Here is a 24,981-nt window from a genome sequence, read left to right on the forward strand (position 1 = left end):
GTACGTTCGTACATACTAGCGGGCGGCGCATGACAGGACGGCCCCGGGACACGCCGAAGGCGTCCCGGGGCCGTATGCGGCGGAAGACGGCGACCGCGCCGCGGCCATCACGCGGAGAAGTAGGCGAGCACGTCGGCGGCCGAGCCGAACGACGCCTGCGCGCCGAGGCGCGTGGCAGCGTAGCCGGCCACGTAGGAGGCCATCTGCGCGGATTCGAGCAGCGTGTAGCCGGCGGCGAGACCGGAGAGCACGGTGCCCATGAACGCGTCGCCGCAGCCGGTCGTGTCCTTGGCGGGCACCTTCGCCACGTCGACGCGGTACCAGCGGTAGTTCTCGATGACGATGGAACCCTGGTCGCCGAGCGTGACGATCGCGCGCTCGAACCCGTAGTCGGCGATGCGCGAAACCACGTCGTCCCAGTCGCAGCCCGACCAGTCGCCGCCGTCCGGCTCGTCCAGTTCGAGCAGCTGGGCGGCCTCATGCTCGTTGACGAGCAGGATGTCGGTGGACGTGACGAGCTCGTGCGGCAGTTCGGGCAGGAACGGGGATTCGTTGAGCAGCACGGTGACGCCGTCCGCGTGCGCGGCCTCGGCGGCGGCGATCACGGTGGTCATCGGGCTTTCCAGGCACAGGCCGAGCACGCTCGCGGCGGCGAGCGCCTCGCGGTGCGACTGCACGTAGCCGGCGCTCACCTTGCCGTTCGCGCCCGGCGAGTAGACGATCGTGTTCTCGCCGTCGGCGTCCACGGTGATGACCGTGGTGCCGCTGGCGCCTTCGGCGCGCAGGATCTCGCTCGTGTCGACGCCGGCCGCGTCGAGTTCGCCGAGCAGGAAGTCGGCGTTCACGTCGTCGCCGACCGCGCCGTACATGCACACGTTGGCGCCGAGACGCGCGGCGGCGGACGCCTGGTTCGCGCCCTTGCCGCCGGGCAGGATCTTCAACGCCCCTCCCCTGACGGTCTCGCCCGGTTCGGGCAGCCGTCGAGTGGTCACCGTGTAGTCGGCGTTCATCGAGCCGACGACGGCGACCGACCCCTCGGCGCGTTCGAGGCTGATCAGCCGGTCGCGCACCTCCTGCGGCATGACCGGGCGCGCGCCGCCCTCGAGGATGACGGCGGGGATGACGCCGGTCATCATCACCGGCTTCAGGCCGGAGCCGGTGCCGTTGGTGACGACGGCCGGCATGGATTGGGTGACGGACTCCACCACGGCCTTCGCCAGCGACGGTTTGGCGGCCGCCGTCCTGGCGACGACCGGCGGCGTCGTCTGCCGCGCGACCGACGGCACCTTCACGACCGGCTGGGTCTGGGTGGGGGCCTGCACGACGAGCGGCTGCGACTGGGATTGGGTGAGCGGCGATGGCAGACCGGCGGCCGCCGTCTCCTGCTCCACGGTGTGCACGAGGGAGGCGAGCCGCTCCTGCGACTGGATCTTCGACCGTTCGCTCATCGGCGTGACGGGGGGAATCGCCGCGGGCATCGCCGCCGCGTCGGGATGGATCACGGGGATGCGTTCGGTGTCCGCCGGAGGTTCGGACACGAACCCCTCCGTCGGTTCCGCGTCCATGCCGTCGCTTTCTTCTGCGCTCATCTCGGTATTCACATCGGACAAGCATAGTAGCGGTTGCGCACAAACCACACACATATGCGGAGACGCCCGGCCGCGACATCACGCGACCGGGCGTCCCGCGCCTCCCGCATCCCCACGATGGGGAGAACCGTCAGGTGTCGATCTTGGAACGGTCGAAGTCGTCCGCGTTCTCGACGATGAACGCCTTGCGCGGCGGCACGTCGTCGCCCATGAGCAGGCTGAAGATCTCGGCCGCCTGCGCGGCGTCCTCCATGCGGATGCGGCGCAGCATGCGCGTGCGCGGATCCATCGTCGTGTCGGCCAGCTGGTCGGCGTCCATCTCGCCCAGACCCTTGTAGCGTTGGATGTCCGGGTTGTAGGAGATGTGGCGGCGGTCCAGGTCGGCGAGCTTGCCGGCGAGCTCGTCGTCCGAATACGTGTAGATGTACTCGCCCTTGTGCGAACCGGCGAGCGCGATGCGGTGCAGCGGCGGCACGGCCGCGTACACGTGGCCGTGCTCGATGAGCGGGCGCATGTAGCGGTAGAACAGGGTGAGCAGCAGGATGCGGATGTGCGCGCCGTCCACGTCGGCATCGGTCATCATGATGACCTTGTTGTAGCGCGCCTGTTCGATGTCGAAGCTCTGGCCGCTTCCGGCGCCCACCACCTGGATGATGGCCGCGCACTCCTTGTTCGACAGCATCTGCGTGATCGACGCCTTCTGCACGTTGAGGATCTTGCCTCGGATCGGCAGGAGCGCCTGGAACCCGGAGTTGCGGGCCGCCTTCGCGGTGCCGAGCGCGGAGTCGCCCTCGACGATGAACAGTTCGGCCACGTCGTCGTTGCCCGGCTGGCAGTCGGACAGCTTCGACGGCATCGACGCGGATTCGAGCGCGTTCTTGCGGCGCGTGACCTCCTTGGCCTTGCGCGACTGGACGCGGGCGTGCATCTCGCCGACGATCTTCTCGAGCACGCGCGCCGACTGCTCCTTGTAGCCACGCTTGGCGCCGATGATCATCTCGCCGAACTGCTTGTCGGTCATGCGGGTGACGATTGGCTTGACCTGCGCGGTGCCGAGCACGTCCTTGGTCTGGCCCTGGAACTGGGGTTCGGCGATGCGCACGGTGACGACGGCCACGAGTCCGGCCATGATGTCGTCGCGTTCGACGCGCATGTGCTGGTCCTTGAGGTTCACCTTGAGCTTGCGCGCGTTCGCCTCGACGGCCTTGCGCACCTGCCGGGTGATCGAGTTCATCAGTCCGTCGACGTGCATGCCGCCGCCCGGCGTCTCGATGATGTTGACGAAGCTGCGCATCACCGTGTCGTAGCCGTTCACCCACCTGAGGGCGATGTCGACGCCGCAGGTGCGCGTCACGTTCTGGGCGTGCAGTTCGCCGTTCTCGCCGACGGCCTGCGTCTCCTCCTCATAGGTGCCTTCGCCCTGGATGCGCCAGATGTCGGAGATGGGCTCGCCGTGGGAGAGGAAGTCGACGAAGTCCCTGACGCCGCCGGTGTGGAGGAACTCCTCGACGCGGGCGTGCGTGTGCGCGGCGGCGTCGGCCTGCGCCACGGCGACCGCATCGGACGGGGCGGAATCCCCCGACGTGACGGCGACGGATGCGGCGGCATCGGCCTCCGCCTCGGATCCGGTTTCGGCCGCGGCGTCGACCTCGGCTGGCGCGGCCACGTCGACCTCGCGCATCTCGTCGAGCGACGCGTCGCCCGTTTCGGGCACGTTCTCGTCGATGACGGTGATCTTGAGGCCCGGCACGAGGAAGCTGGTCTGGCGCACGCGGTCGATGAGCTGCTCGTAGGAGAACTCGGCGGTGCTGTTGAAGATCTCCTTGTCCGCCCAGTAGCGGATGCGCGTGCCGGTGCGCTTGGCGGGCACCTTGCCGACGATCTCGAGCTCGGTGGGCCGGTTCTTGCGCGTGCGCTTGAACGGCGAGTCCGGCGAGGGATTCGCCGGGTCGGCGTCCGCGTACACGCCCGGATGGCCCTGGTGGAACGACATGTGGTGCGTGAGCCCGTCGCGGTCCACCCACACGTCGAGACGGGAGCTCAACGCGTTGACGACCGACGAGCCGACGCCGTGCAGGCCGCCGACCGCGTTGTACGAGGAGTTGCCGAACTTCGCGCCGGCGTGCAGCTTGGTGAGCACGACCTCCACGCCGGTGAGCTTGGTCTTCGGCTCCTTGTCGACCGGGATGCCGCGGCCGTCGTCCGCCACCTCGATCGACCCGTCGGTGTGCAGCGTCACGACGATGTTCGTGCAGAACCCGGCCAACGCCTCGTCGACGGAATTGTCGATGATCTCCCACAGGCAGTGCATGAGGCCCTGCGAGTCGGTGGTGCCGATGTACATGCCCGGACGCTTGCGCACCGCATCCAGGCCCTCAAGGACGGCCAGGTCCTTGGCGCCGTATTCCTCTTTCGCCATAATCCCCTAGTGTTGAACGATGGTTGGTCGGCGGCCGCCGATCACTGATCCAGGAAGTCGCGCAGCGTCTGCGAACGGGACGGGTGGCGCAGCTTCGACATGGTCTTCGACTCGATCTGGCGGATGCGTTCGCGGGTCACGCCGTACACGCGGCCGATGTCGTCGAGGGTCTTCGGCTGGCCGTCCTCGAGGCCGTAGCGCATCTTGATGACGCCGGACTCGCGCGGCGAAAGGGTCTCAAGCACGCTCTTGAACTGCTCCTGGAGCAGCGAGAACGCGACCGCGTCGGACGGGGCGATGGCGTCGGTGTCCTCGATGAGGTCGCCGAACTCGGAGTCGCCGTCCTCGCCGAGCGGGGTGTGCAGCGAGATCGGCTCGCGGCCGTACTTCTGCACCTCCTGCACCTTCTCGACCGGCATGTCGAGCTCGCGCGCCAGCTCGTCCGGCGTGGGCTCGCGGCCGAGATCCTGCAGCATCTGGCGCTGCACGCGGGAGAGCTTGTTGATGACCTCCACCATGTGCACGGGCACGCGGATGGTGCGCGCCTGGTCGGCCATGGCGCGGGTGATGGCCTGGCGGATCCACCAGGTCGCGTACGTGGAGAACTTGAAGCCCTTCTTCCAGTCGAACTTCTCGACGGCGCGGATCAGGCCCAGGTTGCCCTCCTGGATGAGGTCGAGGAAGAGCATGCCGCGGCCGGTGTAGCGCTTGGCGAGGGAGACGACGAGTCGCAGGTTGGCCTCGAGCAGGTGGTCCTTGGCCTTCTTGCCGTCGTTCGCCGCCCACTTGAGCTCGCGCTTGCGCTTGAAGTCCATCGTGTCGCCCTCGGTGTCCAGCAGGTGCTGGGCGTACAGGCCGGCCTCGATGCGCTCGGACAGGTCGACCTCCTGCTCGGCGTTCAGCAGGTTGACGCGGCCGATCTGCTTGAGGTAGTCCTTGACCGGGTCGGCGGTGGCGCCGGCGGTGATCACGCGGCGCTTCGGGTTGCCGATCTTGCCGCCGCGGCGGCGCGGACGCGGCTCGTAGTCGTCGTCATCGTCGCGCACGACGAAGGCGCCCTTCTGCTTGGGCTCCTCCACCTCGGCGGGCTTGTCGTCCTCGTCGTCGTCCTCGGAGTCGTCGTCATCGTCGAGGTCGTCGTCGGAGTCCTCGTCCTCCGCGTCGTCCGACTCGTCGTCGACGTCGTCGCCGTCCAGGTCCTCGTCGAGATCGTCGAGGTCGTCGACGTCGAGATCGTCCTTCTCGTCGTCCAGCTCGTCGACCTCGTCCGCCTCGACCGGCTTCGCCGGCTCGTCCTTCTTCCTGCGCGGACGCTTCGCGGCGGGCTTGCGTGCCGTGGTCTTCGCGGCCGTCTTCTTCGCGGCCGTCCTGCGCGCGGTGCTGGCTTTCTTGGCGGCGGCGGGCTTCGTGTCCTTGGTGTCCTCGGTCTTGTCGCCGGCCGTCGTGCTCTTGGTAGCCAAACTTATCCTCCTCGCGGTTCCTCGCCCCGCCTCATATACCACATGGGCACACTTCTGGCAAGGGCAAATCGTCAACTATGTGAGTAAACCACCCCATAGGGACGATTATTCCCGTCGCGAAGGAATCCGCGCGCCGCGGGGACGGGCCGCATGCTCACACGCAGCTGCACGCCGGACCGAGCCCGCGTTCGGCCGCGCCCAGCACGATCGCCGCCAGCGTGCACCCCTCGTCGGCCGCGAGCGAGCGCAGCGCGTAGACTGGCGCGCGGCAGTCGCCCAGCCACCACAGCACGTAGGCGATGGCGGCGAACGGCTGCGCCGTCATCGACAGCGGCATCAGGCAGGCCATAGCGGAGAACATCGTCACCCCCGCCCGGCAGCGGTCCATGTCCGGCCCGTCGTCGCCCTCGAACGCCGCGGTCATCAGATCGCGCACCAGGGCGGAGACGGGAGGCGTGCGCGGCCGCGACAGTATGGCCATCAGCGTGTCCCTGTCGCAGGCGGCGCGGTCGACGATCAGCGACAGGATCAGCGCGTCGCGCATCGCCAGCACCTCGTGCATGCCGACGGCGATCGCGGCCATGGTCTCCTCGTCGAGGTCGACGCGGCCGTGGTCGATGTTGTCGAGCCACTCGTCGAGCGGCCCGTCCATCCATTCGTTGTTGCCGGCCTCGGGGCCGCGCTCGCGCCGCTCCTCGCGCAGCTGGCCGACGAGACCGTCGATCACGTCCCCGTCGAGCTCGTCGAGCCCATCGAGGAACTCCCGGCACTCGTCGGGGCTGTCGGCGTGCACGGGGCGATGGGCCCGTCCTTCCGCGCCCGGCGAGGCGTCCTTCCTTCTGCGTCGGTGTCGTGTCATGGCATCCTCCTTGATGTTCGATTGGTCGGCGGCCGCGGGGTCCCGCGGCCGTGATGCCAGTATGACTGCCAGGGCGTGGCCGGCGCACGCCCCGCGGGCAATGTGGATAACACCCCGTCGGGCCTTTGCCGGAGCCGATTCCGCATCCGGTTGTTTTCGGCGGTCATTGTGGATAACTTAGAGGCATGGATTTGAGAGCTCTTGACAGGTCCCTGATCGAACCGCGCATCGCCGCCCTGGTGGCCGAACGGGCCGGCGTGCCCGCCGAGGACGCCGCCGGCGCGGACTCCCCCATCCCCGCCGCCTGCCGGTCGATGATGGACGCGGTCGTGGGCCAGGGCGTGACGTCCAGCGAAGGCGGCAAGCGCCTGCGCGCGCTGCTCGCCCTCGCCGCGTACGACGCGTTCGGCGGCGACCCGGCGGCACGCGACGCGATGGTGGACATGGCGTGCGCGATCGAGGTGTTCCAGACGGCCGCGCTCGTGCACGACGACATCATCGACGACTCCGACCTGCGCCGCGGCAAGCCGAGCGCGCACCGGGCGCTGGAGGACCGGACGGGGGACGCGGCGATCGGCCGCGGCCTGGGGCTCATGCTCGGCGACCTCCTGGCCACCGCATGCGTCGACATCGCCAACAGCGCGGCCGGGCGGCTCGCCGACCCGTCCGCGCTGGTCGCCGCGTTCCTCACCATGCAGCGCGAGGTGGAGATCGGCCAGATCCTCGACCTGGCGGTCGAACAGGCGTCGCTGGACGACCCGCGCGCCCTGGCCGAGGCGTCGCTCGGCGTGTTCCGATGGAAGACGGCGAGCTACACGACGATCGCGCCGCTCGAACTCGCCCTGCTCGCGGCCGGCGCGGAACGCGGCGAGGCGCGCGCCCGGGCGCTTTCCGTGGGCGTGCCGCTGGGACTCGCCTTCCAATTGGAGGACGATCTGATCGACGTGGTCGGGTCGAGCCGGACGAGCGGCAAGCCGGTGGGCGGCGACATCCGCGAGGGCAAGCGCACAGTGCTCCTCGCCGACGCGCTCGAGGCCGGCTCGGACGCGGAGCACGACGAGCTCGCCGCGATGTTCCGCGCGCCGGAACGCGACGAGGCGGACGTGCGCCGCGCCATCGGACTGTTCTCCTCGACCGGCGCCGTGATGCGTTCACGCGAACGCATCACGCGCCTGTGGGAGCGTTCGCTCGCCGCGATCGACGCGCTTGGGCTCGACGGGGACTCCCGCAGGCGCCTCGTGGACGCGTGCGCGCGTTTCGTGCCGGACGTGGCCGAACGCTAGAGTGGGACGGCAGGGGATGGGCCGCGGCGACATGTCGTCCACGGGCGCATCCCGGTGATTTTTCGTGAGTGACGTAAGGACACGGACGCAATCCTATGAGTGAAGCCGCAAACACCCCCGTAGGCCAGGTGATCGAAGGCCGCTACCGCGTCGTGCGCCAGATCGCGCAGGGCGGCATGGCGACGGTGTACGAGGCGCAGGACGAACGGCTCGGACGCACGGTGGCCATCAAGATGATGCACACGCAGCTCGCGCAGGGACCGCACCGCGACCAGTTCCTCGAACGCTTCCGCCGCGAGGCGAGATCCGCCGCGCGCATCGCCAACCCGCACGTCGTGCAGGTGTATGACGCCGGCGAATCCGATGGGCGCGCCTATCTGGTCATGGAGTACGTGCACGGCGTGAACCTGCGCCATGAGATGAACGGCCAGGGCGTGTTCAGCGTGCGCCAGACGCTGCGCATCGTCGCCGAGACGCTCGACGGCCTGTCGAGCGCGCATCAGGTGAACGTGGTGCACCGCGACATCAAGCCGGAGAACATCATGCTCAACGACCGCGGCCGCGTGCAGATCACCGACTTCGGTCTGGCGAAGGCCACCTCGCAGGCGACACTCTCCTCCACCGGCATGCTGCTCGGCACCGCCGCCTACCTGCCGCCGGAGACGATCGAACGCAACGAGGCGACGCCGCAGGGGGACCTGTACGCGGTGGGCATCATGGCGTGGGAGATGCTCGTCGGCCAGGTGCCGTTCATCTCCGACAATCCCGTCACCCTCGTCTTCAAGCACGTCCACGAGGACGTGCCGTCCCTCACCGTGCCGTGCCCGGGCATCGATCCGTCCGTGGCGCGGTTCGTCGCGCATCTGACCGCGCGCTCGATCGACGCGCGTCCCGCCGACGCGACGGCCGCGGCGGCGGAACTGCGCGACGTGATGCGCGGTCTCACGGTGGAGGCATGGCAGTACCGTCGCCCCGACGCGGAACCGGCCGGCGACGCGACGTCCAGTGAGGCGACGGTTCCCGTCGCGGGTCGCGCGGCCGCCGGCGCCGCCGCGGTCGGCGCGCGGCTCGCCGGCGCGGGACTGCCGCCCGCTCCCCCGGTCGCGCCGTCGCCGCAACCGCCGATGCCGCCGATGCCGCCCGAACATGACGTGACGGACGAGACGACGCACGACGACGCGCACGGCGAGACGGAACCGCAGCCGACGCGTGCCCTGCCGCAGACCCTGCAACCGGCGGCGGAGGCCACCGTGACGCTGCCGCCCGCGACCACCATGGAGCCGGCAGCGACGCAGGTGCTCGCCCCCGTGGCCGAACCGAAGGAGACGCAGGCGCTCAGCCTGTTCGATTTCGAGGACAAGCCCGCCGCGCCGCGCACCACGGCCGCCGACGCGCAGGCGACGGCGAACGCCGAGACCGTCGCGCTGCAGCCGGTGGCAGACGACGCGCAGGGCACGACGCCGGTGCCGCGTGCCGTCACGCCGCTCGCCGGCACGGACGGCGCGGCCGCGACCGTCGCGGACCAGCCGGCGGCCCCACGCGTCGGCACGACCGCCATGCCCCCGGCCGATCCCGCCGACGCGACGGCTGCCGGCACGAGGAAAGGCCACGGCAAGGCCATCGTCATCACGCTCGTCACGCTGCTCGTCGTGGCGCTCGCGGCGGGCGGAGGCGGCGCATGGTGGTACTACCGCGGACCGGGAAGCTACTGGGAGCTGCCGAAGCCGGACGACGTGACCTGCGAGGAGAACCGGGCGTGCACGCTGGAAGGCGCCGCATGGAAGACGTACGAGGGCACGCTCAAGGTGCTGGGCATCCCCTACAAGACGTCGACCGCATACAGCGACACCATCGAGGAAGGGCACATCATCCTCGCGACGCTGCACGGGAAGGACGCCGAGGTGAACACGCACGTGAGCAAGCGCGACACCCCCACGATGAGGGTGGTCGTGTCCCGCGGCGTGAGGATGGCGACCATCCCCGACGACATCCTCGACCCGAACTCGGCGAACGGCAAGGCCCCGCTCGACGCATTGAGCAAGGCCGGATTCACGAACGTGAAACACGACCAGTCGAAGGACGTGTACTCGGAGACGCTGCCCGAAGGCGCGACCCTGAGCATCTCCCCCGACCCGGGCACCACGCTCAAGCACAACGCGGAGATCGACGTGGCCCTGTCGAAGGGCCCGATGCCCGTCACCATGCCCGACATCGTCGGACGCACGAAGGACGAGGCCGCCACCGCGCTCGACGACCTCAAGCTCAAGGCGAACTGGAGCGAGGAGTACAGCGACACGATCGACTCCGGCAAGGTGATCTCCTCGTCCGTCGCGAAGGACACGCAGCTGCACTGGGGCGACTCGGTGGACGTGGTCGTCTCGAAGGGACCGGAGATGGTGACCATCCCGGACGTGCGCGGCAAGACCTACGACGAGGCATCCAAGACGCTGGAGGCGCTCGGCCTCGAGGTGAAGAAGTCGGCGCCGCTCGGCGACGTGACGCACACGGTGCGCCTGCAGAGCCCCGACCCGGGCCAGCAGGTGCGAGTGCGCGACGAGAAGGGCAACAAGACGGTCGTCACGCTCACCGTGGTGTGAGCGATACGTGGTGCGCGGGCAGTGCGCGGGCGTGGTGTGAACGCGGTACGCGAAACCCCCTCAGTCCGGCTTCGCCGGCCAGCTCCCCCTGAAGGGGGCGCAGGATTGTGTCTCCTTGCGCCCCCTTCAGGGGGAGCTGTCGTCCTACGGACGACTGAGGGGGTTCTTGGCGGAGACGGACTCCGTCACGCGGCGGCCGCTTCGGCCTCCTTCTTGGCCTTGAGCTCGGCCTTGACCTTCTGCGCGTATTCGGGCACGTACTCCTGACCGCTGAGCTTCTGGATCTCGGCGGTCAGATGGTCGGTCAGGGAACGCAGGTCGTCGTGCGTGATCTCGTCGGCGGGCTTCCTCTCCACGTGGATCGGCTTGCCGTAGATCACCTGCGTCCTGCCCTTCTTCGGAATCGACGTGCCGATCGGCTGGAGCTTGTCGGAGCCGATGAGCGCGGTCGGCACGATCGGGCAGCCGGTCTCAAGCGCGAGGCGGGCCACGCCCGTGTGCCCCTTGTACAGGCGGCCGTCGGGACTGCGCGTGCCCTCGATGTGGATGCCGAACAGGTGGCCGTCCTCGATGATCTCGCGCGCATGCTCGAGCGCGCCCAGCGACTTGTTGCCGCCGGAACGGTCGACAGGGAACACGCCCACGGACGTGAACCACCACTTCTTGAACTTGCCCTTGATCCCCTTGCCCTCGAAATACTCGGCCTTGCCCATGAAATGCACCATGCGCGGGCAGGTGATCGGGATGAGCGCGTCGTCGATGACGGCCAGATGGTTGGCCGCGATGATCGCCCCGCCCTTGCGCGGGATGTTCTCCAGTCCCTTGGCCGTGGGGCCGAGGCGACGGCGAGCGATGGGACCGAACACTTTGACGAAGAACCAGTAGAGCACTTGGCGTTTCCCTCCCCGCGCAGGCCATGGCCGCGCATTAGAGTGGTATATATGACTGACCTCAACAATACCAATGCGGGCGACGAGCGGCCAACCCCCACGCCGGATGGCGACGACCGCAAGGGAGACTCGGCGGCGAAGCCGGACCTCGGCAATCTCGACGCGGCGTGGGCGGCATTCGAGGCGGAGCACAAGGACGAGCTCAAGTCGGTAGCGTCGTCGCGCAACGCGAAACGCTTCGAGAAGCACGCGGAACGCCGCGAGAAGGAACGGCTCATCGACATCGACGACCTGGCTCCCGACGCGTTCTCGCGCACGGGAGCCAGCCATGGGCCGCGCGATTTCACCGGTTCCAGCTGGCTCGACACGGACAGGGTGATGGACTCCTACGATGACGGCGGCTTCACTCCCCCGAACCCCGAGATCGGCCCGGTGAGGCGTTCGACGCTCGTATGCTGGATCCTGCTCGTCGTCGGACTCGTCGGCTCGGTCGCCACGATGTTCATCCCCGGCATCGGCTCGGTGCCGATTCTGGGATGGCTGCTGAGCTTCGTGTTCAGCATGTGCACGATCATCGGCCTCGGCGGGCTCATCGGCAAGATCCTGAACCGCAAGCGGCAGACCGGCGACCGCGGCGGCTATTTCGACGACGGCGCGCGTGTGTGACACTCTCGACGCGGACTTGTCCACGTAGGTCATCGTTGTCTTGGGCGTCTCGCCGGCGAGCGTCGGGATGGGCCGGGGCGCCGAAGACGCCTCGGGGATGACGATGCCCCGGCCGCCGGGTGGCGGTCGGGGCATCGGGAACGAGTGCGTCCGGGAACGGCTTGGGCCGTGCCGGCAATCAGGTCAGGCCTTGGCCTGCGCGACGGCGATCCACTTGTCGAACAGCGCCGAGGCCTTGCCGGAGTCGACGGTCTTCTCGGCGAGCGCGTACGCCTCGCGGAAGCGCTCGGCGAGCGTGCCGTCGGAGACCAGATGGCCGTCGGCGACGATGGCGGACGCGGCGTTGAGCAGCGCGGTGGTGCGGGCGGGAATGTCCTTGCCGGCGAGGAAGTCGCGGAACGCCTGGGCGTTGACCTCGGGCTCACCGCCCTTGAGCGTCGTGACGTCGATCTTCTCCAGTCCCAGTTCGACGGTCGGGTCGAACTCGGTCTCAGTGACCTTGCCGTCGCGGATCTCCCACACGGAGACCGGACCGGTGGGCGCGAGCTCGTCGAGGCCCTCATGGGAGGTGTACACCATGCCGGACTGGCCGTTGGCGGCGTACACGGCGGCCATGATCGGGCTCACCTCGCGCTTGGCGCAGCCGATGGCCACGTGCGAGGGCTTGGCCGGGTTGGTGAGGGGGCCGAGCACGTTGAACACGCACGGGATGCCGAGCGCGGCGCGGATCGGGCCGACGAAGCGCATGGCCGGGTGGAAGGTGCGGGCGAACGCGAAGGTGATGCCCACCTCGTCGCCGACCTCGGCGACCGCCTCGGGCTTCAGCTCAAGCGGCAGGCCGAGCTTCTCGAGCACGTCGGCGGCACCGCACTTCGAAGAGGCGGCGCGGTTGCCGTGCTTGACGATCTTCACGCCCGCCGCCGCGGCCACGACCGAACCCATCGTGGACAGGTTCACGGTGGAGAAGCCGTCGCCACCGGTGCCGACGATGTCGGTGGTCTCGCCGGAGACGTTCAGCGGTACCGCATGCGACACCATGGCCTTGGCCGCACCGGACACCTCCTCGGGGGTGAGCCCCAGCTGCTGCTGCATAGCGAGCGCGGCGCCCACGGCGGCCGGGTTCGCGTTGCCCTTCATCAGATCATCGACGAACCATTCGGACTCCCCGGCACTCAGATGGTCTCCCCCGACCAGCTTGGTGAGAATCGACTTCCATGTGATCTCTGCCATTGTTCCTCCTTGGCGCGCGTGCAGCGCGACCGATTCACCAGTAACGCCGCTCATTGTAGTGGCCTCGGGTTTCCTCCCGCCGGAACTTCCATATAGCAGAACGCACGGCGGCACATACGGCACGCGTATACGGAAGCGGCGGCTCCCGCCCGAAGGCAGGAACCGCCGCTCATCGAAGGACGGACGTCACATCATGGACGTCACTTCTCGTTCTGGCCGTGGCACATCTTGTACTTGCGGCCCGAACCGCACGGGCACGGGGCGTTGCGGCCGGTGCCCGGGAACGTGCGGCCGTCGGCCCACGGGGTCTTCAGCTCCTCGCTCTTCGGACGCTTGTTGGCCGGGACCTTGCCCTCGGCGTGGCTGATCGGCGCGGGGCCGGAGATGGCGGACGTGGTCTCGCCGGCCTCGGACGCCTTCGCGGCCTCGGCGATGGCCTCCTTCTCGGTCTCGTCCTGCTCGGACTCCTCCTCGACCTCGCCTTCGGCGGCCTCGGCCTCGGTCTCGCCGTCCTCGTCGGGGCCGGCGGCCTCGGTGGCGGTGGTGATGCCGAGCTCGCTTTCGGTGGCGTCGACTGCCGCGTCCTCATCGGATTCGGTGGTCGTGTCCTCGGTGCGGGCGACCTCGCGGATGTCCACGTGGAAGAGCAGCTGGACGGACTCCTCCTTGATGGCCTCGACCATCGAGTTGTACATCTGGTAGCCTTCGCGCTGGTATTCGACCAGCGGGTCGCGCTGGCCCATGCCGCGCAGGCCGATGCCGTCCTTGAGGTAGTCCATCTCGTACAGGTGCTCGCGCCACTTGCGGTCGAGCACGGCGAGCACGACGCGGCGCTCGAGCTGGCGCAGGCCCTCGGCCCCGAGCGTCTCCTCGAACTCGGCGTACTTGGCCTTCGCGTCGGCGACGATCACGTCGCGCACCGCCTCGACGGCCTTCTCGCCCTTCTTGCCTTCGGCGGCCTCCTTGACCTCGTCGACGGTCACCTCGGTCGGAATCACGGTGTTGAGCGCCTTGAACAGGCCCTCCCAATCCCAGTCCTTCGGCTTGTCGGAGCCGTTGTTGGCACCCTTGACGTAGCTGGTGACGGTGTCGGAGATGAAGCGCAGGATGTCCTCGTGGATATCCTCGCCCTTGAGCACGGCCTGGCGCTCGGAGTAGATGACGGTGCGCTGCTTGTTCATCACGTCGTCGTACTTGAGCACGTTCTTACGGATCTCGAAGTTCTGCGACTCGCGCGCCTTCTGCGCAGTGCGCACGCCCTTGGAGACGCTCTTCGCGTGGATCGGCTCGCCCTCCGGCAGGCCCTTGGCCATGACGCGGGCGACGAGCTGCGTGTTGAACAGGCGCATCAGGTCGTCCTCGAGGGACAGGTAGAAGCGGGACTCGCCCGGATCGCCCTGACGGCCGGAACGGCCGCGCAGCTGGTTGTCGATGCGGCGGGACTCGTGGCGTTCGGTGCCGAGCACGTACAGGCCGCCGAGCTTCTTGACCTCCTCATGCTCGTCCTTGACCTGCGCCTTGACCTCGGCGAGGGTGCCCGGCCAACGCTTCTCGTACTCCTCCGGGGTGTCCTCCGGGGAGTAGCCCTCGGACTTGAGCTTGGCGTCGGCGAGGAACTCGACGTTGCCGCCGAGCATGATGTCGGTACCACGGCCGGCCATGTTGGTGGCCACGGTGACGGCGCCCTTGCGGCCGGCGACCGCGACGACCGCGGCCTCCTTCTCATGCTGCTTCGCGTTGAGCACCTGGTGCGGGATCTTGGCGACGTCGAGCAGCGTGGAGACGACCTCGGAGCTCTCGACGGAGGCGGTGCCGAGCAGCACCGGCTGGCCCTTGGCGTGACGGGCGGCCACGTCCTTGACGATGGCGGCGAGCTTCTCCTTCTTGGTGCGGAAGATGAAGTCGTCCTTGTCCTGGCGGATCATCGGGCGGTTCGTCGGAATCGGCAGCACGCCCAGCTTGTAGGTGCTCATGAACTCGGCTGCCTCGGTCTCGGCGGTACCGGTCATGCCGGCGAGCTTGTCGTACATGCGGAAGTAGTTCTGCAGCGTGATGGTCGCGAACGTCTGGTTCTCGGCCTTGACCTCGACGCCCTCCTTCGCCTCGATGGCCTGGTGCAGGCCCTCGTTGTAGCGACGGCCGGGCAGGATGCGGCCCGTGTGCTCGTCGACGATGAGCACCTCGCCGTGGGTGACGACGTAGTCGCGGTCGCGCAGGAACAGCTCCTTCGCCTTGATCGCGTTGTTGAGGTAGCCGATGAGCGCGGTGTTGCTCGGCTCGTAGAGGTTGTCGATGCCGAGGAAGTCCTCGACCTTGGTGATGCCCGGATCCTTGATGCCGACGACCTTCTTCTTCTCGTCGACCTCGTAGTCCTCGTCGCGGGTGAGCTTGAGGACCAGCTTGGCGAAGGTGCGGTACCAGCGGGTCACGTCGCCTTCGGCCGGGCCGGAGATGATGAGCGGGGTGCGGGCCTCGTCGATGAGGATGGAGTCGACCTCGTCGACGATGGCGTAGTGGTGGCCGCGCTGCACCAGCTCGCTCTTCTCCCACGCCATGTTGTCGCGCAGATAGTCGAAGCCGAACTCGTTGTTCGTGCCGTAGGTGATGTCCGCGTTGTACTGCTTGCGGCGTTCGGCCGGCTTCTGCTCGGTGATGATGCAGCCGACGTTGAGGCCCAGGAAGCGGTAGATGCGTCCCATGAGCTCGCTCTGGTAGCTGGCGAGGTAGTCGTTGACGGTGACCACGTGCACGCCCTTGCCCTCGAGCGCGTTGAGGTAGCTCGGCAGCGTGGCGACGAGGGTCTTGCCTTCACCGGTCTTCATCTCGGCGATGTTGCCCCAGTGCAGGGCGGCGCCGCCCATGAGCTGCACGTCGAAGTGGCGCTGGCCGAGGGTGCGCTTCGAGACCTCGCGCACGGTGGCGAACGCCTCGGGCATGATGTCGTCGAGCTTCTTGCCGTTGTCCAGCTGCTGCTTGAACTTCGGGGTCTGCGCCTTGAGCTCCTCGTCGGAGAGCGCCGAGATTTCGTCCTCGAGCGCGTTCACGGCCTTCGCGACGTTCTCGAGTTTCTTGATCTGCCGGCCCTCGCCCATGCGCAGTGCCTTGTCAACGATATCTACCACTGTTCGCTCCTGTGTCGTTACCTTGGACCGCCCATCCGACGCGGCCCGCGCGGCCTGGACCGCACGTCCGTGTCGCGCCTGCGCGGACACACTGCCGATTATCTTACGCGATAATCGCGATAAGCCCGCACATTTTCCTCATATTCGGCGGCCTTTTTCGCCGACGGCCGGCGGGAGGACGCCAACGAAACCGTTTTCCGTCCCGCACGCATCGGGCCGCGCATACGATGAGGGGGCCGCGCCACCATGGGCGCGGCCCCCTCATCGGTCAATCGTGTCGGATGCGTCGAATCGACGTCACTCGGCGGCCTTCACGTTCTCCGGGGTGTCGATCTCGAACACACCGTAGCTCCAGCCGTGACGGTGGTAGACGACGGACGGACGGCCGGTCTCCTTGTTGACGAACAGGAAGAAGTCGTGTCCGATCAGCTCCATCTCGTACAGCGCCTCGTCGATGCTCATCGGCTCGGCGATGTGAAGCTTGCGACGGATGACGATCGGGGTGTCGCCCACCTGGACCTCGACGGACTCGCCGGGGCCGAGATCCGAGGCGACGGCCGCGGCCGGGCTGTTGTTCGGCTCCTCCTCCGGAGCCTCCTCCTCGACGACCGGCGGCTCGACGACGCCCATGTCCACCGGGACGGGGTTCGTGTAGCCGCGGCGGTGGTCCTTGCGGCGGTCGCGCGTGCGGCGCAGACGCAGCGTCAGCTTGTCCATCGCCAGGTCGAGCGCGCTGAACTCGTCGGCGCTCGATGCCTCGGCGCGCACCACGGTGCGGCCGGCGATGATGGTGATCTCCACGCGCTTGGCGGTATCCGCCTGACGCGGGTTGCCCTCATGCGACAGCACCACCTGGGCGCGCTGCGCATCGGGCGCGATAGCGGTCACACGATTCATCTTGTTCTCTACGACATCACGGAACCTGGGCTTGACCTGCGTGTGACGTCCGGTAACGACGATTTCCATGTGGACCTCCCTTAACTCAAGCGGTTGCCCGCTATTTGCGTTCCGTACGGCGTCTTCACCGTCCGGGTACGCCCCATTCTAGACGAACCGGGCGTTAACGGCGGGAGAACTCGCGGAAAGAATACCGGTTCTTCGTCATTTCCCCGACGCATGCGTGCAACATCCGCGTGATTGCATGGATTCCGCATGGACGGGAGCCGACGCGCCCCGCGTGTCTTCCAGCGTCCGTCGAGGCGACGTGTCGGACGGTCGTGTATAGTTGTGCGGTCGAGACCCCTTGATGGCCGCGGCCCAGGTCCCGCATGGGACTCGGGCTGAGGAACTTCCGGGCTCCGCAGAGCACGATGGCGGATAACGTCCGCCCAGGGCGACCTGAGAGATAGCGCAGCAGAGAACAGACCGCCCGTCCTCGACGGGTAAGGGTGAAACGGCGGTGTAAGAGACCACCGGACCCCTGGCAACAGCGGGCCGCATGGCAAGCCTCATCGGGAGCAAGGCCAAGCAGATGGCGGTAAGGGCTGCTCGCCCGTGCCATCGGGTAGGCTGCTAGAGCCTGGCGGCGACGTCAGGTCGAGATGGATGGCCATCCGTGCCGCGCGTTCGCGCACGGCACGACAGAACCCGGGGTATAAGGGGTCTCACCTCAATTCCTGATTCCCGCTCGCGGTTCCGACGGATACGACGGAACGATGGGCCATGATGGCCCCGGGCGGAGCGACGGTTCACCGGAACAGTTCCGACGCGACGCGACGCAGCGTCTCCGCGTCATGTCCCTTGCGCCCGCCTGCCGACCAGAACCGGCGCATGCGCACCTGACGGTCGAGCCCTTCGGTCTTGCGGGCGACCTTGCGTCCCAGCTCCCATGCGGCGTCCTCGAAGGCGCCGTCGGCGTCGGCCTCGCCGGCGACCTCCTCGGCCATCGACCGCGCGACGCCCTTGCGCGTCAGTTCCGCGACGGCGCCGCGCCGGCCCATCATCCTGCCCACGCAGTAGCGCATCGCGCTTTCGGCGTATTCACGATCGTCGAGCAGACGCACCTGGATCAGACGGTCGATGACGCCGTCGACCACATCCTCCTCGTAGCCTTTGCCCAGCAGACGGTCGCGAAGCGCGCCGGATGCGCGCGGGGCCGCATCGAGCAGGCGCAACGCCGCCTCGCGGCAGGCGTCGAAATCCGCGGCCCCGTCGCGAGCGGTGTCACCGGGGGAGGTGTCACCGGATGTTCCGGGCACATCGTCCCGCGCCGCGGGGATGGGAGGCTTCCCCATCCCCGCGAGAAACGACTCGGCGCTGATCACGTCAGGCCTTGGCCGTCGTCTTGGCGTCCGCCGACGGCTTCGCCGAGGTCTTCGCCGGCGCCTTCGCGGACTCGTTGGATTCGCTGGCGGCCACCGACTCGGTGTTCGCGTCGGCCTCGGAGGCGGCCTTGGTGGCGTCGTCCTCGGCGAACTGGTCGGTCGGCTGGATGAGGCCGAACTCGGCCTTGACCTTGTTCTCGATCTCCTCGGTGATGGCCGGATTGTCCTTGAGGAACTGGCGCACCTTCTCGCGGCCCTGGCCGAGCTGGTCGCCGTCGTAGGTGAACCAGGAACCGGACTTCTTGACGACGCCGACCTGGATGGCCATGTCGAGCGCGGAACCCTCGCGCGAGATGCCCTCGCCGTAGAGCATGTCGAATTCGGCGGACTTGAAGGGCGGGGCCATCTTGTTCTTGACGACCTTGACGCGCGTGCGGTTGCCGATGGCCTCCTCGCCGTTCTTGATGGTCTGGATGCGGCGGATGTCGAGACGCACCGAGGAGTAGAACTTGAGCGCCTTGCCGCCGGTGGTGGTCTCCGGGCTGCCGAAGAACACGCCGATCTTCTCGCGCAGCTGGTTGATGAAGATGGCGGTGGTGCCCGCCTGGGCGAGCGCGCCGGTCATCTTGCGCAGCGCCTGGCTCATGAGCCTGGCCTGCAGGCCCACGTGGCTGTCGCCCATGTCGCCGTCGATCTCGGCCTTGGGCACGAGGGCGGCGACCGAATCGACGACGATCACGTCGAGCGCGCCGGAACGGATGAGCATGTCGGCGATCTCCAGCGCCTGCTCGCCGTTGTCCGGCTGGGAGACGATGAGGGAGTCGGTGTCGACGCCGAGCTTGCGGGCGTACACCGGGTCGAGCGCGTGCTCCGCGTCGATGAACGCGGCCACGCCGCCCTTGCGCTGCGCGTTGGCGACCACGTGCAACGCGAGCGTGGTCTTGCCCGACGATTCGGGGCCGTAGATCTCGATGACGCGCCCCTTGGGCAGGCCGCCGATGCCGAGGGCCATGTCGAGGGCGAGCGAGCCGGTGGGGATGACCTCCACGTTCTGTTCGGGACGGTCGCCGAGCCTCATCGCCGACCCCTTGCCGAAGCTCTTCTCCACCTGCGCCAGCGCGGTGTCGAGCGCGGCCTTGCGGCGCGCGTCGAGATCGTCCTTGCCGCCGGCCGTCTGCCCTTTGCCCGATGCGGCGCCCGTCTTCTGTGCCATGATGTCCTCCTTCGCGGTTGCGGCGGATCTGCCGTTCCCACGGTATGGGACCGACCCGGGCCACGGCAAGACGGGACCGCCCCTGTGGTCGGAGCCCCTCCCCCGCCCGCATCTCATACGACGCGGAGAAGACGGCGAACCCAATCGGGACAACGGTTCCGGCCCGCAACGCGGCAACGCCACGCGCAACGCAGTTGGTTATCGCTGTGGATAACTATAGCGCACAGGCACGAACATTTGTTCGACTTCACGACATGCACACAAATCGGCGCGGCGCGATACGCGACCGCCGGTCTCACCGCGCGGGCATCGGCGGAGCGTTATGATCCCGTCCCCAACGTTCGGAGTCGGGAACCCCCATCTGGTCGCACAGCACGTTCCACACCACACGGGGCTCCTCCCCCGCGCCCAACGCCTCGACGACGGTCATGTTCGCCAACCGCGGCAGCTGCTGGTCATGGGAGAGCGCCCGGCCGTAGCTCCGGCCGAACACCTCCTCGAGCAGCTGCCAGAACTCGCGTTCCCTCACCGGCTCAGGCCCCGATCATGTCGAGGCGGTCGGCGACCATGCGCAGCAGCTGCGCGGTGCTCACGCCGAGCGCCTCGGCGATGGAGCTGAGCAACTCAGAGCTGGCCTCCTTCTGACCGCGCTCCACCTCGGATAGGTAGCCGAGCGACACGCCGGCCTTCTCGCTGACCTCGCGCAGCGTCTTGTGGTCGCGCGTGCGCAGATCGCGCAGCACACGGCCGATGGCCTCGCGCAACGTCAGCTCGGCCGGTTCGCGTTCGGCTTCGCGCCTGGCGTCGGACTGGACCGCGGCGCGCGCCGGACGCTCCTCGCCGTCGGCCTCCTCCCACATGCGGCGGCGGGCCTCCTCGGCCTCGGCCTTGGCCTTCTTCGCGGCGCGCGCCTGGATCATCTGCTGCTGGGCGAACATGACGGCGCGGCGCTGCGCGGGCGTGAGCTCGCGCATGCGGGCGGCGCCGGGGCGGACCATCGCCGCGGCGGGGTTCATCGTCGTCTGTTCGGTTCGCGTCATCGTCTCCATGTTCCCATCCCTTTCCTACGGGGTCTCATATCGCTCGATATCACTTCCAACAGCCCGACGGCACGGACTATTCCCAGAGCGAAGCGGGAAACTTCAGAAAGTTGATGTGAACTGGCTCACGTTTTGCAGGACGCGCAGCACGGTACGCTCCCGAATCTGCTGCCTGGTGCCGTCGAGCCGCAGTTCGACGGCGACGGTGCGGCGGCCGTGGTCGTCGATCGCGTCGAGACGGACCGTGCCGATCGGCGTTTCCGCCCCGATCCACGTCTCCCGCGGATCCGGCGCGAGCGCGGCCGCCGTCGCCGGGAGCGACACGCCGATGTAGACGAGGCCGGCGGGCTTGTCGCCGTCCGGACCGGGCCCGGCGACTCCGGTGGTGGCGAGACCGATCACCGTGTCGCTGTCCTCCGGCTGCGCGTACAGACGCGCCGTGGCGATGGCCATCTGGCGCGCGACCTCCGGGTGCACGGCGCCTTCGCGGGCGAGCAACGCACGGTCGACGCCGAGGATGGACGCCTTCGCGCGGATGTCGTAGGTGACCGCCGAGCCGAGGAAGACGGCGGAGGCACCGGGGATGCGCACGAACGCGTCGGCGAGCAGCCCGGCGGTCAGCGATTCGGCGCATGCGATCCTCAGGCCGCGCGTCTCGCAGGTCCTGAGGATCGCTGCGGCGAACGTGTCGCGCTGCACGTCAGCGCTTCCTCGATCCGATGAACGTGTTGTAGAGGTACACGCCGCCGGAGTAGAGGCACAGGACGAGGGCCACGTAGAGCAGCGCGTAGGTGAGGAAGTAGTAGGCGCTCAGCCACATCGGCATGGCCTGCCCCTCGTCGAACACCCACAACGGCAGCAGCAGCATGGCCAGGCCGATGCACTGGAAGAGGGTCTTGAGCTTGCCGGGCCATGCGGCGGCGATCACCTTGCCGCCGGGGCGTTCCATCACGAAGAAACGCATCACGGTGATGCCGATCTCGCGCACGAGGAACAGGATGGTCGCCCACCACGGGAATTCGGCGAACACGGAGGCGACGACGAGCGTGCCGCAGGTGAGCAGCTTATCGGCGATCGGATCCATGAGCTTGCCGAGCTCGGTCACCTGGTCGTACTTCCTGGCCATCCACCCGTCGAGCTTATCGGTGGAGGCGGCGATGATGAAGATGATCGCCGCGGCCCAGCGCAGGGTCTGGCCGTCGCCGCCCCACGGGCCGGCCTTCACGTACAGCACAAGGAACACCACGACAAGCACGATGCGCGAGTAGGTGACGAGGTTCGGCGGGGCGTTCCATCCGTCCAGCAGTGACGGCTTCTTGTTTTCTACGATCTGTTCGTCGGTCATGGTCTTCACGTTACCCTCACTGCTCTACCTCGGGAAGGGAACGGTCTGACGGATTCCTGTAGGAATCCCAAGAGGCCGTCCCGTTCTTCCATCTTCCCGTCTTCCCGTCGCGTCGCGCCCGCGCCCGCGCCGGCGGAACCGTCACGCCTGAGTCGCGCCCGCCGATTGCGGTGCGGGGCCGTCGCCGCGGATGAACGCGAGCACCGTCTGCAGGTCCTGCGGCTGGACGAGCACCTGACGCGCCTTCGAGCCTTCGGAGGGACCGACCACGCCGCGCGACTCGAGCAGGTCCATGAGACGTCCGGCCTTCGCGAAGCCGACGCGGAGCTTGCGCTGGAGCATCGACGTGGAGCCGAACTGCGTGGTGACGACGAGCTCGGCGGCCTGCAGCAGCACGTCCATGTCGTCGCCGATCTCCTCGTCCGGCTCGTTGCCCTTCTTCTCCGCCTCCTTGGCCATCTGCTCGATGTCCTCGCGGTATTTCGGCTTGCGCTGGGTGCGCACGAACTCGACGGCCTTGCGGATCTCCGATTCGGACACCCACGAGCCCTGCACGCGCTTCGGCTTCGCCTCGCCCATCGGCAGGAACAGGGCGTCACCCTGGCCGATCAGCGTCTCGGCGCCGGTCGTGTCGAGGATGACGCGCGAATCGGTGGCCGAGGAGGTGGCGAACGCGAGCCGGGACGGGATGTTCGCCTTGATGAGGCCCGTGACCACGTCGACGGACGGGCGCTGCGTGGCGAGCACGAGGTGCACGCCGGCGGCTCGCGCCAGCTGCGTGATGCGCTGGATCGAGCTTTCCACGTCGTTCTTGGCGACCATCATCAGGTCGGCCATCTCGTCGACGACCACGAGGATGTACGGGTAGGGCGCGACCTTGCGGTTCGAGCCGGCGGGCGCGTGCACCTGCCCGGCGCGCACCGCCTTGTTGAAGTCCTTTACGTGGCGGAACCCGAAATATTCGAGGTCCGAGTAGCGCGCGTCCATCTCCTTGACGACCCATTCGAGCGCCTGCGCGGCCTTCTTCGGGTCGGTGATGATCGGCGTGAGCAGGTGAGGGATGCCCGCGTACGCGGACAGTTCCACGCGTTTCGGGTCGACCATGATGAGGCGCACCTGATCGGGCGTGGCGCGCATGATGATCGACGTGAGCATCGAGTTGATGAAGCTCGACTTGCCGGAGCCGGTGGCGCCGGCGACCAGCAGGTGCGGCATCTTCGTGAGGTCGGCGGTGACGAACTTGCCCTCCACGTCCTTGCCGATGCCGGTGAGCATCGGATTCGGGTCGGCGAGCGCGCCCTGCGAGCGCAGCACGTCGCCCAGGTGCACGATCTCGCGGTCCTCGTTCGGGATCTCGATGCCGATGGCGGATTTGCCGGGAATCGGCGAGAGGATGCGCACGTCGGAGCTGGCGACCGCGTAGGCGATGTTGCGCTGGAGGTTGGTGACCTTCTCGACCTTGACGCCCGGCGAGAGCTCCACCTCGTACTGGGTGACGGACGGGCCGCGCAGGAAGCCGACGACCTTCGCATCGACCTTGAACTGCTGGAACGTGGAGGTCAGGGCCCGGATCACGCGGTCGTTGGCGGGGGTGCGGGCCGCATGCGGCTTGCCTTTGACGAGCAGGTCAAGGTCCGGCAGGCGGTACGGCGGCTCGGCCGTTTCGGCGGCCTCGCCGGTCCCGGCTCCGGCTCCCCCGTTCGCGTCGCCGGTGTCGACGATCTCGCCGGAGACCGGATCGACGTGCGGTTCGGACGGGGCGGAGGCCGCGGGAACGGCGGGGGTCACGTCCTGTTCGCCGGTGTCGGCGCCGTAGGCGCCCGTGCCGGCTCCCATCGCCACGGTGGCGGGCTGCACCGTATGCGCGGGCACCACGTCGGCCGCGGGCGCGCCGGCGGGCAGGTCCGCGGCGGCGCCCATCACGGTGGTCGCATCGTCGGCGGCGGAGGCGATCGGCGCCCACGGATCGGCGTAGGTGGGCGAGACGGCGGGCAGGTCGAGCGAATCCGGTGCGATGACGGTGGTCTCGGCGGCGTCGCCGTGATGCTTCGCGGCGACGCGGAACGGATCGTCGGCGTCGTAGCGGTCGAGCGACGGGTCGTCGCCGGAACGACGTCGCGAGAACAGGCGCGACAGCCATCCGAACGCGCCGGAGCCGCCGCGCGACGCGGCGTCATCCGTCCCGTCCTCGCCGTCGTGCGCGGGCACACCGTCGGCGAACGCGATGGTGCCGTCGCCGACACGCACCTCGTTCGGGAATTCGTCGTCGCGTTTCTCGTCGTCGGCGGAACGCCCCTGGACGCGCGCGACGATGCGGCGGGACAGTCCGGGCAGGTCGGTGACATGCAGACCCGAGATGAGCAGGAGCGAGAACAGGCCGACGATGACGAACACGACGATGGCGAACGCCCGAGAAAGGCCCCAGGCGAGCGGCGACCCCAGTGCGTAGCCGATGAGGCCGCCCGCGTTCTGGATCGCGGTCCAGTCGAATCCGGGCGTGCCGGCGGCGAGCGCCACGTCGATAATCGAGCAGACCGACCACAGAAGCATCACCCATCCGGTCATGACGCGCGGATTGCCGGACCCCCGGCCGGAGTTGCGCATCAGCCGGAACGCCACGAGGAACAGCAGGATGGGCAGCATGACGCTCATCACGCCGAACACGCCAGACGCGAGGGCATGCAGGAGACGGCCGAACGGTCCCTGGACGCGGAACCATTCCGACGCGCAGAACAGCACGCCGAACACGAGCAGCGCGAAGCACAGGCCGTCACGGCGGTATGCGGGGTCGAACTCGCCCACGCCGGACACGGAACGGACCGCGGAGCCCAGCGCGCGCGGCACGGCGAGCAACGCGCGCCGCCACCACGGTTCGTCCATGTAGTCCCCCTCGTTCACCGGATCCATGCGACGGGTCCGCCCGTCGTTCGCGCCGGAACCGGCGCCTCTGCTTCCTCGTGTCTTTGCCATAGCGCACTCCAATGTAGCGAATCGCTCGTACCGT

The 24,981-nt window shown here is 68.3% G+C and carries 18 protein-coding genes and 1 other RNA gene; 4 read left to right on the plus strand and 15 right to left on the minus strand.

What is annotated here, in order from left to right; translation table 11 throughout:
* Positions 1-107: 107 nt before the first annotated feature.
* From AC1AYX_RS01695 to AC1AYX_RS01710, 4 genes are all read right to left on the minus strand, one after another.
* On the minus strand, positions 108-1,082 hold the full coding sequence (locus tag AC1AYX_RS01695; RefSeq protein ID WP_476502025.1) for a ribokinase: 975 nt from the start codon (positions 1,080-1,082) through the stop codon (positions 108-110).
* A 637-nt stretch (positions 1,083-1,719) separates the two neighbouring features.
* A complete protein-coding gene (locus tag AC1AYX_RS01700) occupies positions 1,720-4,008 on the minus strand; it encodes a DNA gyrase/topoisomerase IV subunit B (RefSeq protein ID WP_476501869.1) in 2,289 nt (762 codons plus the stop codon).
* A gap of 41 nt (positions 4,009-4,049) precedes the next feature.
* Positions 4,050-5,468, minus strand: a complete 1,419-nt coding sequence (locus AC1AYX_RS01705) for an RNA polymerase sigma factor (protein WP_476501870.1) — start codon at positions 5,466-5,468, stop codon at positions 4,050-4,052.
* Between the two features lie 154 nt (positions 5,469-5,622).
* The gene (locus AC1AYX_RS01710; RefSeq protein WP_476501871.1) at positions 5,623-6,327 is read right to left on the minus strand and encodes a DUF4192 domain-containing protein; all 705 of its coding nucleotides are present in this window, start codon (positions 6,325-6,327) and stop codon (positions 5,623-5,625) included.
* A gap of 185 nt (positions 6,328-6,512) precedes the next feature.
* On the opposite strand from AC1AYX_RS01710, the gene AC1AYX_RS01715 reads away from it, so the two are divergent.
* Complete coding sequence (locus AC1AYX_RS01715) at positions 6,513-7,610, plus strand: polyprenyl synthetase family protein (protein WP_476501872.1); 1,098 nt, start codon at positions 6,513-6,515, stop codon at positions 7,608-7,610.
* A 95-nt stretch (positions 7,611-7,705) separates the two neighbouring features.
* Complete coding sequence (locus AC1AYX_RS01720; RefSeq protein WP_476501873.1) at positions 7,706-10,207, plus strand: Stk1 family PASTA domain-containing Ser/Thr kinase; 2,502 nt, start codon at positions 7,706-7,708, stop codon at positions 10,205-10,207.
* A gap of 185 nt (positions 10,208-10,392) precedes the next feature.
* On the opposite strand, the gene AC1AYX_RS01725 is transcribed toward AC1AYX_RS01720, so the two are convergent.
* Positions 10,393-11,097: a lysophospholipid acyltransferase family protein gene (locus tag AC1AYX_RS01725; RefSeq protein WP_476501874.1), complete on the minus strand. Its 705-nt coding sequence runs from the start codon at positions 11,095-11,097 to the stop codon at positions 10,393-10,395.
* A 51-nt stretch (positions 11,098-11,148) separates the two neighbouring features.
* Here AC1AYX_RS01725 and AC1AYX_RS01730 point away from each other — a divergent pair, with 51 nt between their 5' ends.
* Positions 11,149-11,763 carry a hypothetical protein gene (locus tag AC1AYX_RS01730; protein WP_476501875.1) on the plus strand — a complete coding sequence of 205 codons (615 nt, stop codon included), beginning with the start codon at positions 11,149-11,151 and terminating at the stop codon, positions 11,761-11,763.
* 183 nt (positions 11,764-11,946) lie between these two features.
* Here AC1AYX_RS01730 and trpD read toward each other — a convergent pair whose 3' ends face one another.
* The 3 genes from trpD to hpf form a co-directional block, all read right to left on the minus strand.
* A complete protein-coding gene (gene trpD, locus AC1AYX_RS01735; protein WP_476501876.1) occupies positions 11,947-12,993 on the minus strand; it encodes an anthranilate phosphoribosyltransferase in 1,047 nt (348 codons plus the stop codon).
* A 200-nt stretch (positions 12,994-13,193) separates the two neighbouring features.
* A complete protein-coding gene (secA, locus tag AC1AYX_RS01740; protein WP_476501877.1) occupies positions 13,194-16,115 on the minus strand; it encodes a preprotein translocase subunit SecA in 2,922 nt (973 codons plus the stop codon).
* A 297-nt stretch (positions 16,116-16,412) separates the two neighbouring features.
* Positions 16,413-17,081, minus strand: coding sequence for a ribosome hibernation-promoting factor, HPF/YfiA family (gene hpf / locus AC1AYX_RS01745; RefSeq protein WP_476501878.1), 669 nt, complete (start codon positions 17,079-17,081; stop codon positions 16,413-16,415).
* Positions 17,082-17,349: 268 nt separating this feature from the next.
* On the opposite strand from hpf, the gene rnpB reads away from it, so the two are divergent.
* Positions 17,350-17,726: RNase P RNA component class A (rnpB, locus tag AC1AYX_RS01750), an RNA gene on the plus strand.
* 77 nt (positions 17,727-17,803) lie between these two features.
* Here the strand turns inward: rnpB and AC1AYX_RS01755 are convergent.
* The 7 genes from AC1AYX_RS01755 to AC1AYX_RS01785 form a co-directional block, all read right to left on the minus strand.
* Positions 17,804-18,379, minus strand: a complete 576-nt coding sequence (locus AC1AYX_RS01755; RefSeq protein WP_476501879.1) for a regulatory protein RecX — start codon at positions 18,377-18,379, stop codon at positions 17,804-17,806.
* Position 18,380: 1 nt separating this feature from the next.
* Positions 18,381-19,592, minus strand: coding sequence for a recombinase RecA (gene recA / locus AC1AYX_RS01760; protein ID WP_476501880.1), 1,212 nt, complete (start codon positions 19,590-19,592; stop codon positions 18,381-18,383).
* A 295-nt stretch (positions 19,593-19,887) separates the two neighbouring features.
* The gene (locus AC1AYX_RS01765) at positions 19,888-20,121 is read right to left on the minus strand and encodes a DUF3046 domain-containing protein (protein ID WP_476501881.1); all 234 of its coding nucleotides are present in this window, start codon (positions 20,119-20,121) and stop codon (positions 19,888-19,890) included.
* Positions 20,122-20,125: 4 nt separating this feature from the next.
* On the minus strand, positions 20,126-20,641 hold the full coding sequence (locus AC1AYX_RS01770; RefSeq protein WP_476501882.1) for a helix-turn-helix domain-containing protein: 516 nt from the start codon (positions 20,639-20,641) through the stop codon (positions 20,126-20,128).
* Between the two features lie 93 nt (positions 20,642-20,734).
* Entirely contained in the window at positions 20,735-21,331 is a 597-nt protein-coding gene (locus AC1AYX_RS01775; protein WP_476501883.1) for a CinA family protein, read from the minus strand.
* A 1-nt stretch (position 21,332) separates the two neighbouring features.
* Positions 21,333-21,977, minus strand: a complete 645-nt coding sequence (gene pgsA / locus AC1AYX_RS01780; RefSeq protein WP_476501884.1) for a CDP-diacylglycerol--glycerol-3-phosphate 3-phosphatidyltransferase — start codon at positions 21,975-21,977, stop codon at positions 21,333-21,335.
* 141 nt (positions 21,978-22,118) lie between these two features.
* Positions 22,119-24,947: an FtsK/SpoIIIE family DNA translocase gene (locus AC1AYX_RS01785; protein ID WP_476501885.1), complete on the minus strand. Its 2,829-nt coding sequence runs from the start codon at positions 24,945-24,947 to the stop codon at positions 22,119-22,121.
* Positions 24,948-24,981 lie beyond the last annotated feature (34 nt).

The sequence above is a fragment of the Bifidobacterium sp. LH_419 genome (assembly GCF_056356955.1).